Consider the following 15,348-nt stretch of genomic DNA (forward strand, 5'->3'; position numbering starts at 1 on the left):
CGTCACCGCCGAGCTCTCCGACCCCGTCCGGGCGCTCGCGGAGCTGCCCGCCGCCTGGGCGCAGGCCACCGCCGCCGCCCGGGCGGCGGCCGCGCAGCCGCAGCTCGGGCCGGTGGCCCAGTGGGCCGGGATCGGCCCGTACCGGATGCTGGCCGCGCTGGCCGCCGGCCCGGCGGACGACCCGGCGACCCGGGCGCTGCTGAGCCCGGCCCACCGAGAACTGGCCCGTACCGCCGAGGTGTTCCTCGACTGCGCCGGGCAGGCCGGCCGCGCGGCCGCGCAGCTGGGCATCCACCGCCAGACCTTGTACTACCGGCTGGGCAGGGTGGAGCAGCTGACGGGGCTCGACCTGGACGCGGGCGAGGACCGGCTGCTGCTCCACATGGCGCTCAAGGCCGCCCGCCTGCGGGCCTGAACGCCCGCCGCGGCGGCGGCCGAGCAGCGGCGAACCACCGCCCGACGCCCCGGCGAACAGGCGCCAACCGGCTCGGGCCCACCCCGGCGGACGGGCGTCCGGGCGGTTACGCGCCCGCCTCGGCGACGGACCCGCCCCGGCCGGCCGCCGTCAGCCCCTCGGCGATCCGGCGCAGCCCCTCCGTGAACTCCTCCGCCGAGGCCGCGCTGCCGGGGTCGAGCAGCCACTGGATCATCAGGCCGTTGAGCAGCGCCTGGCAGACGGCGCCGAGGGTGCGCTCGTCGCGTTCGGTGAGCTCCTCCTCCGGCGTGCCGGTCAGGAGCGAGATCAGGCCGCGGCGCCCCTCCGCCTGGGAGGCCGCGAGCATCCCCCGCAGCTGCGGCAGCCGCTCCCCGCTGAGCGCGACCTCCATGCTGGCCGCCCACACGGGCGCCGACGCCTCGCGCTTCGCGAGGACGCCCTCCCACAGCGCGCGGAAGCGTTCCAGGGAGCCCCCTTCCCCGGCCAGGCCGCCCTCGAAGGACTCGCCCCACTCCTGCATCAGGGCGATGAAGGCCTGCGTGAGCAGCGCGTCCTTGGAGCCGTAGTGGTAGCCGATGGAGGCCAGGTTGGTACCGGAGGCGCCGACGATGTCGCGCGCGGTGGTGCGTACGAACCCGTTCTCGACCAGGCACTTCTTGGCGCCTTCGAGGAGGTCTTCTTTGTGTCCCATGGGCGCCACCGTAGCAAGACGGCCGTCCTAGACAAAGGTTCCACACACTCATCTCATACAGACGTCATAGACAGTCGTTTATGACATGTGTACATTGCTGCTCATGACGAACCCCGCCGCCACGGCGCCCCTCGCCGGCCGCCGCGAATGGACCGCCTTCACCGTCCTGCTGCTGCCCCTGCTCCTGGTCTCCATGGACGTGTCCGTCCTGTACTTCGCCATCCCGGCCATCACCCGCGAGCTCGACCCGAGCGCCACCCAGCAGCTGTGGATCTTCGACAGCTACGCCTTCGCACTCTCCGGGCTGCTGATCACGATGGGGTCGCTCGGCGACCGGATCGGCCGCCGCAAGCTGCTGCTGGCGGGCGCCGCCGCCTTCGGCCTGGCCTCCGTCGGCGCCGCCTGCGCCACCAGCGCCGAGATGCTCATCGCCGCCCGCGTCCTGCTCGGCATCGGCGGCGCCACCCTGATGCCGTCCACGCTGGCCCTCATCCGCAACCTCTTCCAGGACGCCGCGCAGCGCGGCAAGGCCATCGCCCTCTGGTCCGGCGCCATGACCGGCGGGATCGCCCTCGGATCGGTGCTGAGCGGGGTGCTGCTGAACCACTTCCACTGGGGCTCGGTCTTCCTGATCAACGTTCCCGCGATGCTGCTCCTGCTGGTCCTGGTCCCGGTGCTGGTCCCCGAGTTCAAGGATCCGGCGCCCGGCCGCTTCGACCTGCTGGGCGTCCCGCTGTCCATGGCCGCCGTGCTGCCGGTGGTCTACGGGCTGAAGGAGACCGCCGCCGAGGGCTTCGAACCCCTCCCCGCCGCCTGCGTCCTGGCCGGCCTCGCCTTCGGGTACGTCTTCGTCCGCCGCCAGCGCACCCGGGAGGACGCCATGGTCAGCCGGGCGCTGTTCCGGGACCGCCGCTTCGGGGCGGGCGTCGGCCTCAACACGGTCGCCGCCTTCGCCATGATGGGCTCGGCCTACTTCACCACCCAGTACCTGCAGTCCGTGCTCGGCATGGGCACCCTCGAGGCCGCGCTGTGGAGCCTGGCGCCCTCGCTCCTCATCGGAGCCGCAGCGCCCGTTTCCGCCGCCCTGGCCCGCACGACGGACCGCTCCCGCGTCATCGCCGGCGGGTTCGCCGTCGCCGCCGCCGGGTTCGCCCTCATCGCCCTGGTGGGCACCGACTCCCTGTGGCTGCTGCTGGCCGGCGCCGGGGTGCTGGCCTCGGGCATCGTCAGCGTGATGTCCCTGGTCTCCGACATGGCCCTCTCCTCGGCCCCCGCCGAGAAGGCCGGCTCGGCCGCCTCCCTGCTGGAGACGGGCCAGGAGTTCGGCGGGGCGCTCGGGATGGCCCTGCTGGGCAGCCTCGGCACCGCCGTCTACCGGGCCGACCTGGCCGGCGAGCCGCCCGCCGTACGGGAGACCCTGGGCGGCGCGGTGGCCGCGGCGCAGCACACCGGGGGCGAGGCCGGCGGGCAGCTGCTGGCCCTGGCCCGGGAGGCCTTCGTGCACGGCATGCAGTACGCGGCCTGGGGCGGTGCGGCGCTGCTCCTCGCGGCGGCGGGGCTCGCCGTGGCCCTGACGCGGGGCGCGCCGAGCCCGGCCCCCGCCGGGGCGGAGCCGGCCCGCGCGGAGGCGGCACCGGCGCGCTGAACCTCGTAAAAAAGGAAAAGGCCCGGGGTTCACCCCCGGGCCCTTCCGGCTGTGCGCGACGGTCAGCCGAGGTTGACCGAACGGGCCGAAGCGGCGCCGATCTCCGCCGAGATGGCGGCGAGGACGTCCACCGGGACCTCCGCGTCGACGGTGAGGACGACGAGCGCCTCCCCGCCCTCCTCGGCGCGGGCGACCTGCATGCCCGCGATGTTCAGACCGGCCTCGCCGAGCAGCTGGCCGACCTTGCCGACGACGCCCGGGCGGTCGGTGTAGCGCAGCACGATCATGTAGTCGGCCAGGGCCAGGTCCACGTCGTACTCGCCCACGCCCACGATCTTCTGCAGGTGCTTCGGGCCGGCCAGGGTGCCGGACACCGACACCTCCTGACCGTCCGACAGGGTGCCGCGGACGGTCACCACGTTGCGGTGGTCCGGGGACTCCGAGCTGGTGGTCAGGCGGACCTCGACACCGCGCTCCTGCGCGAACAGCGGGGCGTTGACGTAGGAGACCGTCTCGTCGACGACGTCCTCGAAGACGCCCTTGAGGGCGGAGAGTTCCAGCACCTTGACGTCGTGCTGGGTGATCTCGCCGCAGACCTCCACGTCGAGGCGGACCGCGACCTCGCCCGCGAGGGCGGTGAAGATGCGGCCGAGCTTCTCGGCGAGCGGCAGGCCCGGACGGACGTCCTCGGCGATGACACCGCCCTGGACGTTGACCGCGTCCGGCACGAGCTCGCCGGCGAGCGCGAGGCGCACCGACTTGGCGACCGCGATGCCGGCCTTCTCCTGGGCCTCGTCCGTGGACGCGCCGAGGTGCGGGGTGCAGACGACCTGGTCGAGCTCGAAGAGCGGGGAGTCCGTGCAGGGCTCCTTCGCGTACACGTCGAGGCCGGCGCCGGCGACGCGGCCCTCCTTGATGGCCGAGTACAGCGCGGCCTCGTCCACGATCCCGCCGCGCGCGGCGTTGACGATGCGGACGGACGGCTTCACCTTGTGCAGCGCCTCGTCCCCGATGAGACCGAGGGTCTCGGGGGTCTTGGGCAGGTGCACGGTGATGAAGTCGGCGACCTCCAGCAGCTCGTCCAGCGTCAGCATCTTGACGCCCATCTGGGCGGCGCGCGCGGGCTGTACGTAGGGGTCGTACGCGACGACCTTCATGCCGAAGGCCGACATGCGCTGGGCGACCAGGACGCCGATGCGGCCGAGGCCGACGACGCCGAGGGTCTTCTCGCTGAGCTCGACGCCCGTGTACTTGTTCCGCTTCCACTCGCCGTTCTTCAGGGCGGTGTTGGCCTGCGGGATGTTGCGGGCGGTGGCCACGAGCAGGCCGCAGGCGAGCTCGGCGGCGGTGACGATGTTGGAGGTCGGGGCGTTCACGACCATCACGCCGGCCTTCGTGGCGGCGGCGACGTCGACGTTGTCGAGGCCGACACCGGCGCGGGCGACGACCTTCAGCTTCCTGGCCGCGGCGATGGCCTCGGCGTCCACCTTGGTGGCGGAGCGGACGAGGATCGCGTCGACGTCCGCGATCGCGGGGAGCAGCTCGGCGCGGTCGGCGCCGTTGACGTGCCGGATCTCGAAGTCCGGACCGAGCGCGTCCACCGTTGCGGGCGACAGCTCTTCGGCGATGAGTACGACAGGTTTCGAGCTCACGTGGGTCCTCACAAGTCCAGTGCGGACGGCCGTCCCGACGGCCGCAGGCGGTGGAGGGGGTAGCCGCGTGGAAGACGCACGACACTGTGGGCCTGACGCGTTGTGTTCAGCAGTGTAGTAGCGGTTCGGGCGCGGAATTCCTCCTGTACGGAAGGATCACCCGTCCGAGATTGGCCGGGGTGGACAATCCGCGCTATCCGAGGGCTACATTCCGGTGATCTTCGACCGACCCCGGAGGCGGCGGGTGCGCGGCGGGGCCGGGACGCACCGTCCCGGCCCCGCCGTTCACGAGATCAGCTCTCGTCGCTGTCGACCCAGCTCATCAGCTTGCGCAGCTTCTTGCCGGTGGTCTCGAGCAGGTGCTCGGAGTCGGCCTTCTTGTACTCGTTGTACTTCGGCAGACCGGCCTTGTACTCGGCCATCCACTCCTCGGCGAACTTGCCGCTCTGGATCTCTTCCAGGACCTTCTTCATCTCGGCCTTGGTGGCGTCGGTGATGACGCGCGGGCCGGTGATGTAGTCGCCCCACTCGGCGGTCTCGGAGACCGACCAGCGCATCTTCTCCAGGCCGCCCTCGTACATGAGGTCGACGATGAGCTTCAGCTCGTGCAGGCACTCGAAGTAGGCGATCTCCGGCTGGTAGCCGGCCTCGGTCAGGGTCTCGAAACCGGCCTTGACCAGGGCGGAGGCGCCACCGCAGAGGACGGCCTGCTCACCGAACAGGTCGGTCTCGGTCTCCTCGGTGAAGGTGGTCTTGATGACGCCGGCGCGGGTGCCGCCGATGCCGGCCGCGTACGACAGGGCCAGGGCGAAGGCGTTGCCCGAGAAGTCCTGCTCGACGGCGGCGATGCACGGGACGCCGCGGCCCTCCTCGTACTGACGGCGGACCAGGTGGCCCGGGCCCTTCGGCGCGACCAGGGCGACGTCCACGTTGGCCGGGGGCTTGATGAAGCCGTAGCGGACGTTGAAGCCGTGGCCGAAGAAGAGCGCGTCGCCCTCCTGGAGGTGGTCCTTGACGGACTCCTCGTAGATCTCGGCCTGGAGCGGGTCCGGGGTCAGGATCATGATGACGTTGGCCCACTCGGCGGCCTCCGCCACGGAGACGACCTTCAGGCCCTGCTCCTCGGCCTTGGCCTTGGACTTCGAGCCCTCCTTGAGGCCGACGACGACGTCGACGCCGGAGTCACGGAGCGACAGCGCGTGGGCGTGGCCCTGGCTGCCGTAACCGATGACCGCGACCTTGCGGCCCTGGATGATGGACAGGTCGGCGTCGTTCTCGTAGAACAGCTCGGCCACTGGGATATCTCCTTGGTGCGCTGATGTTGCTCCCACCGTACGGCGGGGAACGGAATAAGAGTTTGTGGGTCTCGCTATGCGGGCCGGCGTGTCAGCCGCCGTGTCCCGCTCGGGCGCCGCGGCTCAGGCGGTGCGGTCGAGCGAGCGCAGGCTGCGGTCCGTGATGGACCGTCCGCCGCGCCCTATGGCGATGGTGCCGGACTGCACGAGCTCCTTGATGCCGAAGGGCTCCAGCATCTTGAGCATGGCGCCGAGCTTGTCGCTGCCGCCGGTGGCCTCGATGGTGACGGCGTCCGGGGAGACGTCGACGGTCTTGGCGCGGAAGAGCTGGACGATCTCGACGATCTGCGAGCGGGTCTCGTTGTCGGCGCGGACCTTCACCAGGACGAGTTCGCGCTCGATGGCGTTGTGCGGCTCCAGCTCGACGATCTTGAGCACGTTGACCAGCTTGTTCAGCTGCTTGGTCACCTGCTCCAGCGGGAGGTCCTCGACGTTCACCACGATGGTGATGCGGGAGATGTCGGGGTGCTCGGTGACGCCGACCGCGAGGGAGTCGATGTTGAACCCGCGGCGGGAGAACAGCGCGGCGATCCGGGCGAGGATGCCGGGCGTGTTCTCGACCAGGACGGAGAGCGTGTGCTTGGACATGTGAGTCGTTCTCTCTCTCAGGCTCTCTCGGCTCAGTCGTCTTCGTTGTCGCCGAAGTCGGGGCGGACGCCCCGGGCTGCCATGACCTCGTCGTTGGAGGTGCCGGCGGCGACCATCGGCCACACCATGGCGTCCTCGTGGACGATGAAGTCGATCACGACGGTGCGGTCGTTGATCGCGTTGGCCTCGGCGATGACCTTGTCCAGGTCCGCCGGGTCCTCGCAGCGCAGCGCGACGCAGCCCATGGCCTCGGACAGCTTGACGAAGTCCGGGACGCGGGTGCCCTTGCGGGGCGCGATGGACTCGCCGAGCTGGGAGCCCACCGTGTCGTGGCCGGTCTCGTCCGCGTGCAGCACGGTGTTGGAGTACCGCTGGTTGTAGAACAGGGTCTGCCACTGGCGGACCATGCCCAGCGCACCGTTGTTGATGATCGCGACCTTGATCGGGATGTTGTTCAGCGCACAGGTGACCAGTTCCTGATTGGTCATCTGGAAGCAGCCGTCGCCGTCGATCGCCCAGACGGTGCGCTCCGGCATGCCGACCTTGGCGCCCATCGCGGCGGGGACCGCGTAGCCCATGGTTCCGGCGCCGCCGGAGTTCAGCCAGGTGCGCGGCTCCTCGTACTTGACGAAGTGCGAGGCCCACATCTGGTGCTGGCCGACGCCCGCCGCGAAGATCGTGCTCTTCGGCGCGAGCGCGCCGATCCGCTCGATGACCTGCTGCGGGGAGAGCATGCCGTCCTCGGGCAGGTCGTAGCCCAGCGGGTACGTCTCGCGCCAGCGGTTGAGGTCCTTCCACCAGGCGGTGTAGTCGCCCGCGTTGCCCTCGGTGTGCTCGGCCTGGACCGCCTGGATCAGGTCGGCGATGACCTCGCGGGCGTCGCCCACGATCGGGACGTCGACCTCGCGGTTCTTGCCGATCTCGGCCGGGTCGATGTCGGCGTGGATGACCTTGGCGAAGGGGGCGAAGCTGTCCAGCTTGCCGGTGACGCGGTCGTCGAAGCGGGTGCCGAGCGCGATCAGCAGGTCCGACTTCTGCAGCGCGGTGACGCCGGTGACGGAGCCGTGCATACCGGGCATGCCGACGTGCAGCGGGTGGCTGTCGGGGAAGGAGCCGAGGGCCATCAGGGTGGTGCAGACCGGGACGCCGGTGAGCTCGGCGAGGACCTTCAGCTCGGCCGTCGCGCCGGACTTCATGACGCCGCCGCCGACGTACAGCACCGGGCGCTTGGCCTGGCAGATGAGCTTGGCGGCCTCGCGGATCTGCTTGGCGTGCGGCTTGGTGACCGGCCGGTAGCCCGGCAGGTCCATGGCGGGCGGCCAGGAGAAGGTGGTCCGCGCCTGGAGGGCGTCCTTGGCGATGTCGACCAGGACCGGGCCCGGGCGGCCGGTGGACGCGATGTGGAAGGCCTCGGCGATCGTCTTCGGGATGTCCTCGGCCCTGGTGACCAGGAAGTTGTGCTTGGTGATCGGCATCGTGATGCCGACGATGTCCGCCTCCTGGAAGGCGTCGGTGCCGATCGCCTTGGAGGAGACCTGGCCGGTGATCGCGACGAGCGGGACGGAGTCCATGTGGGCGTCGGCGATCGGGGTGACGAGGTTGGTGGCGCCCGGGCCGGAGGTGGCCATGCAGACGCCGACCTTGCCGGTGGCCTGCGCGTAGCCGGTGGCGGCGTGTCCGGCCCCCTGCTCGTGGCGGACCAGGATGTGACGGACCTTCTTGCTGTCCATCATCGGGTCGTAGGCCGGGAGGATGGCGCCGCCCGGGATACCGAAGACGGTGTCGCACCCCACCTCTTCGAGAGAGCGGATGAGGGACTGCGCACCCGTGACGTGCTCAACTGCGGCGGACTGCTGTCCGCCCGTACGGGGCCGCGGCTGCGGATGGTGGGCCCCGGAGGCCTGCTCGGTCATCGGCATTCTCTTCTCGAAGCTGAGGGTTTTACGAGGAGCGGGGGTGCTCCGGATCTGGTCCGGAGGCGTGTGCCAGTGCAACAAAAAACCCCTCGTGCCGGGTGGCAAGCGAGGGGAGCGCGTCGGTGGTGTCGAGCGGGGACATGCTGGCCCCAGCTTCAGCCGACGCGCTTTCCAAGTACGAGAATTCGGGTGCGCATGGCACTGACCCTCCCTCCGGCGGGAGGGGGATGTCAAGCGGGTGGGACGGGCGTCTCATTATGTGAGCCTCTACGGATGACCATCGGGCCACCGGACGAGCCGCCGGCCAAGGCGGGCTGGGCCGTACCGCCCGGTACTGGGAACGTACCCCTCACGAGCGCGCGCCGCAGCCTGTATTCGTCGAGTGGTCCGGAGAAGGCCGCTCCCTGGCCGTGGGTGCACCCCATCGCGCGCAGCGCCAGCACCTGCTCGGGGAGGTCGACCCCGTCGGCCAGGGACTGCATGCCCAGGTCGTTTGCGATCCGCAAGAGACCGGCCGTGATCTTGTGCAGTCTGGCTGATTCGACCACCCCCTCGACGAGCCCGCGGTCCAGCTTGAGCAGGTCGACGGGCAGGCGGCGCAGGGCGCTGATGGCCGCGTACCCGCTGCCGAAGCCGTCCAGGGCGATCCGTACGCCGAGCCGGTGCAGGGCCGTCAGGCGCCGCTCCAGCTCGTCGAAGGCCACTCTGGGGTCGGAGGCGGCCAGCTCGAGCACGAGGGCGCCGGAGGGCAGCCCGTGGCGGTTCAGCAGGGCCTCCACTCCGCCCCGGGGCAGGGAGCGGTCCAGCAGCCGCTGGGCGGTCATCCGGATGGCCACTGGTACGTCGTGCCCGGCCCGGTGGCGCTCGGCGGCCCGCTCGACCGCTTCTTCGAAGAGCCATCGGCCCAGTTGGGCCGTCCGGGAGCCGTCAAGCCCGGCCGCCGGGCCGTCGCTGTGCTCGGCCACCCGGGAGAACTCGGCCGGAGTGAAGAGGATGCCCTGGGCGGAGCGCCAGCGGGCCTGGGCGGCGACGGCCGCCACCTCGCCGGTGGCCAGGCAGACCACGGGCTGGTGCAGCAGGGCGAACTCCCCCTCGTGGAGCGCGGTGCGCAGCCGCCCGGCGATTTCCGCCTTGCGCGCGATCTCGGCCTGCATCTGCGGCGCGTACAGCTCGACGCGGTCCTTGCCCGCCGCCTTGGCCCGGTACATCGCGAGATCCGCGTTGCGCATCAGGTCCGAAGGGGTGATGCCGGGGTCGGCGAAGGCGACGCCGATACTGGCGGCCACCCTGACCTCGCTCCCGGCGATGCGGTAGGGCTGGGAGAGGGTGGCGCGCAGCCGGTCGGCGATCTCGCGGACCTGGTACTCGCGGGCGCCGCGGTCGCGGCTGCCGTCGCCGATGATCAGCGCGGCGAACTCGTCGCCGCCGAGCCGGGCGGCGGTGTCCCCGGCCCGGACGGCGTCCTGGAGGCGGTGGGCGGCCTCGACGAGCAGTTCGTCGCCGGCCTGGTGGCCGATGGTGTCGTTGACGGCCTTGAAGCCGTCGAGGTCGATGAAGAGCACGGCGGTGCTGTGGTCCCCGGCCCGTCGGCCGGTCAGCGCCTGGCGGACCCGGCGGGTGAACAGGGCCCGGTTGGGCAGGTCGGTCAGCGGGTCGTGCTCGGCGCTGTGCTGGAGCTGGGCCTGGAGGCGGACGCGCTCGGTGACGTCGCGGCTGTTGAGGATGAGGCCGCCCTGGTGGCGGTTGACGGTGGACTCCACGTTGAGCCACTCGCCGCCGCCCGACTTGAACCGGCACTCGATGCGGGTGGTGGGCTCCTCGGCGGGCGGGGCGGCCAGGAAGCGGCGTACCTCGTGGACCACCCGGCCGAGGTCGTCGGGGTGGATCAGGGAGGCGAGCTCCGTCCCCACCAGTTCCTCCGCCTCGCGGCCGTAGACCCCGGCGGCGGCGGGGCTGACGTAGCGCAGGGTCCCGGTGGGGGCGGCGATCATGATGACGTCGCTGGAGCCCTGGACCAGGGAGCGGAAGTGGTTCTCCTTCTGGGCCAGTTCCTGGGTCAGCGCGATGTTGTCGAGGAGCATGATGCCCTGCCGGATGACGAGGGCGAGCACGACGGTGCAGCCGGTGAAGACCACCATCCGGTCCACCTTCCGGCCGTCCACGACGTTGTACAGGATGCCCAGGGTGCAGACGGCGGCCGCGAGGTACGGGGTGAGGGCGGGCAGCGAGCCGGTGATGGGGCGGCTGTGCGGGCGGTCGGGGCGCGGGGGCCCGGGCCTCAGGGCGGGTTCGGTCCGGCGGGCCCCCCAGGGGGCGTAGGCGAGCAGGAGCGAGCCCGCGAACCAGCCGGCGTCGAGGATCTCCCCCGACTTGTAGGTGGTGTTCAGCAGCGGCGAGGTGAACAGGGCGTCGCTCACGACGGTCAGGGCGAGGGCCGCGATCGCGGTGTTGACCGCCGACCGGTTGTTCGCCGAGCGCCTGAAGTGCAGCACCAGGACCATCGAGACCAGCGCGATGTCGAGGAGCGGGTACGCGAGCGAGAGGGCGGCGCGCGGAACGCTGCCGGGGGCGCCCGACTGGGCGGTGCGCGCGGCGTTGGCCAGGGCGAGGCTCCAGGACAGGGTCAGCAGCGAGCCGCCGATGAGCCAGGAGTCGAGTCCGAGGCAGACCCACCCGGCCCGGGTGACCGGGCGTTTGGCGAGGACGAGCAGGCCCACGATGGCGGGCGGTGCGAAGCACAGGAAGGCGAAGTCGGCGAGCGAGGGCTCGGGGACCTTCTCGTCGAGGACGACCTCGTACCAGCCCCAGATGCCGTTCCCCAGGGCCCCCATGAGCGAGGAGAACGCGAACATCAGCCAGGCGGGGCGTTCACGCCTGCCGATCACGTGCGCGTAGTGGTAGCAGGACACCGCGGCCAGTAACGCGGCGGCACTGAGACCGAAGTCGCCCATGACCTTGGCGAGCCGGTCCGACCCCCAGCCGAGGGCGGCTCCGACGGCGTAGCCGCCGCTGACCAGGGCGAGGAGCAGTTGCGCCGCGAGGCCCCGGCCGCCGCCCGCCACCGGCGAGCGGGTCAGGAGCGCCGCCCCCGGGGCGCTCACCGGTGCTCCTCGCCGGCCGGTTCGGGCGCACCCCATCGTCGCCTCCGGCGGCCCTGCCGCGTCGGATCCTTCGTCCATTGGCCGTGCATCGCCCGTCGCCCCCCAAAGTGTCCGATCACTCCCCAGCGCCAGACGTACGTGGCGCAGCCCCTGGTTCCGGACGATACACCACTTTCGTCACTCAGCGACATAGCATCTCTACGCTCCGTCACCAAGCGAGGTGCCCTGGCCACTGTTCGTGTCCGCATGGTTGCCGAGTGTGCGCGGCGGTGGCGCTCAGTCCTTGATCAGCACGGTGTTGCGGACCTCCTCGCCGGCGGCGAACCGGGTGAGCTGCCGGGCCACGAGCCGCTTCGCCCTCGGTTCGAACGCCGAGCTGCTGCCGCCCACATGAGGGGTGATCAGGACGTTCGGGGCGTGCCAGAGGGGGTGGCCGGCGGGCAGCGGTTCGGGGTCGGTGACGTCGAGGGCGGCGCGCAGCCGGCCGGACTCCAGCTCGGCCAGCAGGGCGCCGGTGTGGACCACGGGCCCGCGCGAGACGTTCACGAGCAGGGCGCCGTCCTTCATCCGCCGCAGGAAGGCCGCGTCCGCGAGGTGCCGGGTGTCCTCGGTCAGCGGGGTGGTCAGGACCACCACGTCCGCGTCCGGGAGGAGGCCGGGGAGGGCGGCGAGGGCGTGGACCGGTCCGTGCGGGGCGGTGCGGGCCGAGCGGGCGACGCGGGTGATCCGCGCGCACTCGAAGGGCAGGAGGCGGTCCTCGACGGCCGCGCCGATCGCCCCGTACCCGACGATCAGGACGGACTTGTCGGCGAGGGCGTCGTAGAAGCCGCCGCGCCATTCCTCGCGGTCCTGGCCGCGCACCATGCCGGGGATGCCGCGCAGGGAGGCGAGCACCAGGGTGAGGGCGAGTTCGGCGGTGCTGGCCTCGTGGACGCCGCGGGCGTTGCACAGGCGTACGCCGGGGCGGAGGTCCGCGAGGCCGGGCAGGACGTGGTCGATGCCGGCGGTGAGGGTCTGCACCACCCGCAGGGCGGGCATCGCCGCGAGCGGGCGCAGGGTCACCTCCTGGGACTTCATGTACGGGGTGACGTAGAAGACGCAGGCGGCCGGGTCGGCCGGAAAGGTGTCCTCCCCGTCCCACTGGCGGTAGCGGAAGGAGTCGGGGAGGCCGTCGATCTCCGCGGGCGGGAAGGGGAGCCAGACGTCCCCGGTCGGTGCAGTCATGATCACGAGGCTATGCGAAGGGATCTGGATCAAGCCGTTAGTTTGAAGGCCGGACCGGGACCGGGCCGGGAGGGGGACGCAGGCGTGGAGCGCAGGTCGATCGGGTCGGGACCGCTGACGGTGGGGGCCATAGGGCTCGGCTGCATGCCGATGAGCTGGGCCTACGCCCCTTCGCGCCGCCGGGGCGAGGATGCGCTGCGCACCGTGCACACGGCGCTGGACCTGGGGGCGAACCTGCTGGACACGGCCGACCTGTACGGGCCGTTCACCAACGAGCTGGTGCTGGGGAGGGTGCTGCGGGAGCGGCGGGCCGAGGCCTTCGTGTCCGCCAAGGTGGGGCTGCGGGCGGGCGAGGGGCACGTGGTGGCCGACGGGCGGCCGGGGTACGTGCGGCGGGCCTGCGACGCCTCGCTGCGGCGGCTGCGGACCGACGTCATAGACCTGTACCAGCTGCACCGGGTGGACCCGGAGGTGCCGGTGGAGGAGACCTGGGGGGCCATGGCGGAGCTGGTGGGCGCGGGGAAGGTACGGGCGCTGGGGTTCTGCGCGCTGGGCGCGGGGGCGGGGCCGGGTGCGGGGCGGCGCGGGGACCTGGGGTACCGCTCGACGCTGCGGCAGCTGGACCGGGTCCAGCAGGTGTTCCCCGTGACGGCGGTGCAGGCGGAGCTGTCGGTGTGGTCGCCGGAGGCGGCGTGGCAGCTGCTGCCGTGGTGTGCGGCGCGGGGGGTGGGGATGCTGGCGGCGATGCCGCTGGGCAGCGGGTTCCTGACCGGGACGCTGACGCCGGGGCAGGGCTTCGAGGAGGCGGACGTGCGGGCGCGGCACCCCCGGTTCACGGCGCACGCGATGGCCTCCAACCAGGTGCTGGTGGCGGAGCTGCGGCGGGTGGCCCGGCGGCACGGGCCCGAGGTGACGGCGGCGCAGGTGGCGCTGGCCTGGGTGCTGGCGCAGGGGCCGCACGTGGTGCCGGTTCCGGGGGCGGAGCGGGCCCGGTGGGCGGCGGAGAACGCCCGGGCGGCGGAGGTGCGGCTCACGGCCGCGGAGCTGGCCGAGATCGCGGCGCTGCCGGCGGCGGTGGGAGCCTGGGACTGAGGTGCTGCCCCTACCTTCGCGACATCCACTCGATCGGGTGTACGAGGGGTGGAACTTCGGGACCGGTCGGGTCTGTTGAGTCATGTGAAGGGCAGGACTGGAGGGCACGGCGGAGGACGAACGGCCGGAGGGGAGCGGGACGATGCGGTACGGGCAGTTCCACAGGAGCGGGGCGGAGCGGGCCGCTGCGGCGGACGGCTGCGGGGCGGAGCGCCGCGAGGCGCCGGAGCGGTACGGGGGCGGCGGCGCGCGGCGGCCCGGCGTGCTGGCGGCGCTCGCGCTGGCGGGGTGCGGCGCGCTGCTGGCGGCGGGGTGTTCCCCGTCGGCCGGCGAGCGGGCCGGCCCGGGCGGCTCCCCACCGGGCTCACCGCCGGCGGGAGCGGCGTCCCCGGGGGCCTCGGGCCCGCCGGAGGCGTCCGGGCCGCCCGCCAGGGGATCGGTGACCGTCTCGGGCGAGGTGGCCAAGGGCCTGGAGTCCCCCTGGGGAGTGGCCCCGCTGCCCGGCGGTGACCTGCTGGTCGCCTCCCGCGACAAGGGCACCGTCAGCCGGGTGCGGACGGACACGGGCGCCGTGACCCCGATCGGCGAGGTCCCCGGGGTGGACCCGGGCGGCGAGGGCGGCCTGCTGGGTCTCGCGGTGTCGCCTTCCTTCGCCTCGGACCGGATGGTCTACGCGTACTTCACGACCGCTTCCGACAACCGCATCGCCCGGATGCGGTACGACGAGCACAGACCGGCCGGGCAGCAGCTGGGCGCGCCCGACACGGTGCTGCGGGGCATCCCCAAGGGGCTCATCCACAACGGCGGCCGGATCGCCTTCGGCCCGGACCGGATGCTCTACGCCGGCACCGGCGAGACCGGTGACACGGCCCTGGCGCAGGACAAGAAGTCGCTGGGCGGGAAGATCCTGCGGATGACCCCGGACGGGCAGCCGGTCCACGGCAATCCCGACGCCGGCTCCGTCGTCTACTCCTACGGCCACCGCAATGTGCAGGGCCTCGCCTGGGACAAGGACAAGCGGCTCTGGGCGGCCGAGTTCGGCCAGCACACCTGGGACGAGCTGAACCTGATCGAGCCGGGAGGCAATTACGGCTGGCCCGAGGCGGAGGGGAAGGCGGGCAGACCCGGATCGCGCGATCCGGTGGCCGTCTGGAAGCCGGCGGAAGCCTCGCCGAGCGGGATCGCCTGGGCCGAGGGCTCCCTGTGGATGGCCGGGCTGAAGGGCGAGCGGCTGTGGCGGATCCCGCTGAAGGGGAGCACCGTGGCGGCGGAGCAGGAGGCCTTCCTCCAGGGGAAGTACGGGCGGCTGCGTACGGTGGTGGCCCTGGGCGGTGACCGGTTGCTGCTGGTGACGAGCGAGACGGACGGGCGCGGCTCGCCGGAGGCGGGCGACGACAGGATCCTGACCCTGACGGTGAAGTGACCTGAGTGGCCCCCACGGGGGCGGAAGGCACGGTGGCACGGTGTTCAACATGATCGAGGAGCTGTTCAGCCCCGGACGCAAGCACACGGACGAGGAGAGCAAGCGGCTGGAGCTGTCCCGCACCGACGTGGGTGACGGCGATCCGGGGCGGGGCCCGATAGACCTCGACTCCGGCACCGTGCTCATACGCCCGGCCCCGCCGGAATGACGGTGGCCGATACACTC

General features: G+C 72.2%; 12 protein-coding genes. 5 read left to right on the top strand and 7 right to left on the bottom strand.

Features of this window, described 5'->3' with window-relative positions:
- Positions 1-415, top strand: a 415-nt coding sequence (locus AB0D45_RS07445; RefSeq protein WP_362455817.1) for a helix-turn-helix domain-containing protein, incomplete at its 5' end; no start/stop codon positions are given.
- Positions 416-521: 106 nt separating this feature from the next.
- Here AB0D45_RS07445 and AB0D45_RS07450 read toward each other — a convergent pair.
- Complete coding sequence (locus tag AB0D45_RS07450) at positions 522-1,127, bottom strand: TetR/AcrR family transcriptional regulator (protein ID WP_362455819.1); 606 nt, start codon at positions 1,125-1,127, stop codon at positions 522-524.
- Positions 1,128-1,230: 103 nt separating this feature from the next.
- Between AB0D45_RS07450 and AB0D45_RS07455 the strand changes: the two genes are divergently transcribed.
- Positions 1,231-2,772, top strand: coding sequence for an MFS transporter (locus AB0D45_RS07455; RefSeq protein ID WP_362455821.1), 1,542 nt, complete (start codon positions 1,231-1,233; stop codon positions 2,770-2,772).
- A gap of 62 nt (positions 2,773-2,834) precedes the next feature.
- Here AB0D45_RS07455 and serA read toward each other — a convergent pair whose 3' ends face one another.
- From serA to AB0D45_RS07485, 6 genes are all read right to left on the bottom strand, one after another.
- The gene (serA, locus tag AB0D45_RS07460; RefSeq protein ID WP_361599010.1) at positions 2,835-4,424 is read right to left on the bottom strand and encodes a phosphoglycerate dehydrogenase; all 1,590 of its coding nucleotides are present in this window, start codon (positions 4,422-4,424) and stop codon (positions 2,835-2,837) included.
- Positions 4,425-4,717: 293 nt separating this feature from the next.
- Positions 4,718-5,719: a ketol-acid reductoisomerase gene (gene ilvC, locus AB0D45_RS07465; RefSeq protein ID WP_361599013.1), complete on the bottom strand. Its 1,002-nt coding sequence runs from the start codon at positions 5,717-5,719 to the stop codon at positions 4,718-4,720.
- Between the two features lie 123 nt (positions 5,720-5,842).
- A complete protein-coding gene (gene ilvN / locus AB0D45_RS07470; RefSeq protein WP_361599016.1) occupies positions 5,843-6,367 on the bottom strand; it encodes an acetolactate synthase small subunit in 525 nt (174 codons plus the stop codon).
- 32 nt (positions 6,368-6,399) lie between these two features.
- The gene (locus tag AB0D45_RS07475; protein ID WP_361599019.1) at positions 6,400-8,286 is read right to left on the bottom strand and encodes an acetolactate synthase large subunit; all 1,887 of its coding nucleotides are present in this window, start codon (positions 8,284-8,286) and stop codon (positions 6,400-6,402) included.
- A 227-nt stretch (positions 8,287-8,513) separates the two neighbouring features.
- Entirely contained in the window at positions 8,514-11,420 is a 2,907-nt protein-coding gene (locus tag AB0D45_RS07480) for an EAL domain-containing protein (protein WP_362455943.1), read from the bottom strand.
- 240 nt (positions 11,421-11,660) lie between these two features.
- A complete protein-coding gene (locus AB0D45_RS07485) occupies positions 11,661-12,608 on the bottom strand; it encodes a 2-hydroxyacid dehydrogenase (protein ID WP_362455824.1) in 948 nt (315 codons plus the stop codon).
- A gap of 84 nt (positions 12,609-12,692) precedes the next feature.
- Between AB0D45_RS07485 and AB0D45_RS07490 the strand changes: the two genes are divergently transcribed.
- The 3 genes from AB0D45_RS07490 (at position 12,693) to AB0D45_RS07500 (ending at position 15,331) form a co-directional block, all read left to right on the top strand.
- The gene (locus AB0D45_RS07490) at positions 12,693-13,700 is read left to right on the top strand and encodes an aldo/keto reductase (protein ID WP_362455826.1); all 1,008 of its coding nucleotides are present in this window, start codon (positions 12,693-12,695) and stop codon (positions 13,698-13,700) included.
- 142 nt (positions 13,701-13,842) lie between these two features.
- Entirely contained in the window at positions 13,843-15,123 is a 1,281-nt protein-coding gene (locus tag AB0D45_RS07495; RefSeq protein WP_362455828.1) for a PQQ-dependent sugar dehydrogenase, read from the top strand.
- A 40-nt stretch (positions 15,124-15,163) separates the two neighbouring features.
- Positions 15,164-15,331 (top strand): DUF6191 domain-containing protein, encoded by a 168-nt coding sequence (locus AB0D45_RS07500; protein WP_361599031.1) that lies wholly within the window; start codon positions 15,164-15,166, stop codon positions 15,329-15,331.
- The last annotated feature ends 17 nt before the right edge of the window (positions 15,332-15,348 follow it).

This window comes from Streptomyces sp. NPDC048352, assembly GCF_040651895.1.
Taxonomy (GTDB): domain Bacteria; phylum Actinomycetota; class Actinomycetes; order Streptomycetales; family Streptomycetaceae; genus Streptomyces.

Coding starts and splice junctions, on each gene's coding strand:
- AB0D45_RS07475 (WP_361599019.1), bottom strand. CDS start 8,286: ATGCCGATGACCGAGCAGGCCTCCGGGGCCCACCATCCGCAGCCGCGG.
- AB0D45_RS07480 (WP_362455943.1), bottom strand. CDS start 11,420: ATGGGGTGCGCCCGAACCGGCCGGCGAGGAGCACCGGTGAGCGCCCCG.
- AB0D45_RS07455 (WP_362455821.1), top strand. CDS start 1,231: ATGACGAACCCCGCCGCCACGGCGCCCCTCGCCGGCCGCCGCGAATGG.
- AB0D45_RS07450 (WP_362455819.1), bottom strand. CDS start 1,127: ATGGGACACAAAGAAGACCTCCTCGAAGGCGCCAAGAAGTGCCTGGTC.
- ilvN (WP_361599016.1), bottom strand. CDS start 6,367: ATGTCCAAGCACACGCTCTCCGTCCTGGTCGAGAACACGCCCGGCATC.
- AB0D45_RS07495 (WP_362455828.1), top strand. CDS start 13,843: ATGCGGTACGGGCAGTTCCACAGGAGCGGGGCGGAGCGGGCCGCTGCG.
- AB0D45_RS07485 (WP_362455824.1), bottom strand. CDS start 12,608: ATGACTGCACCGACCGGGGACGTCTGGCTCCCCTTCCCGCCCGCGGAG.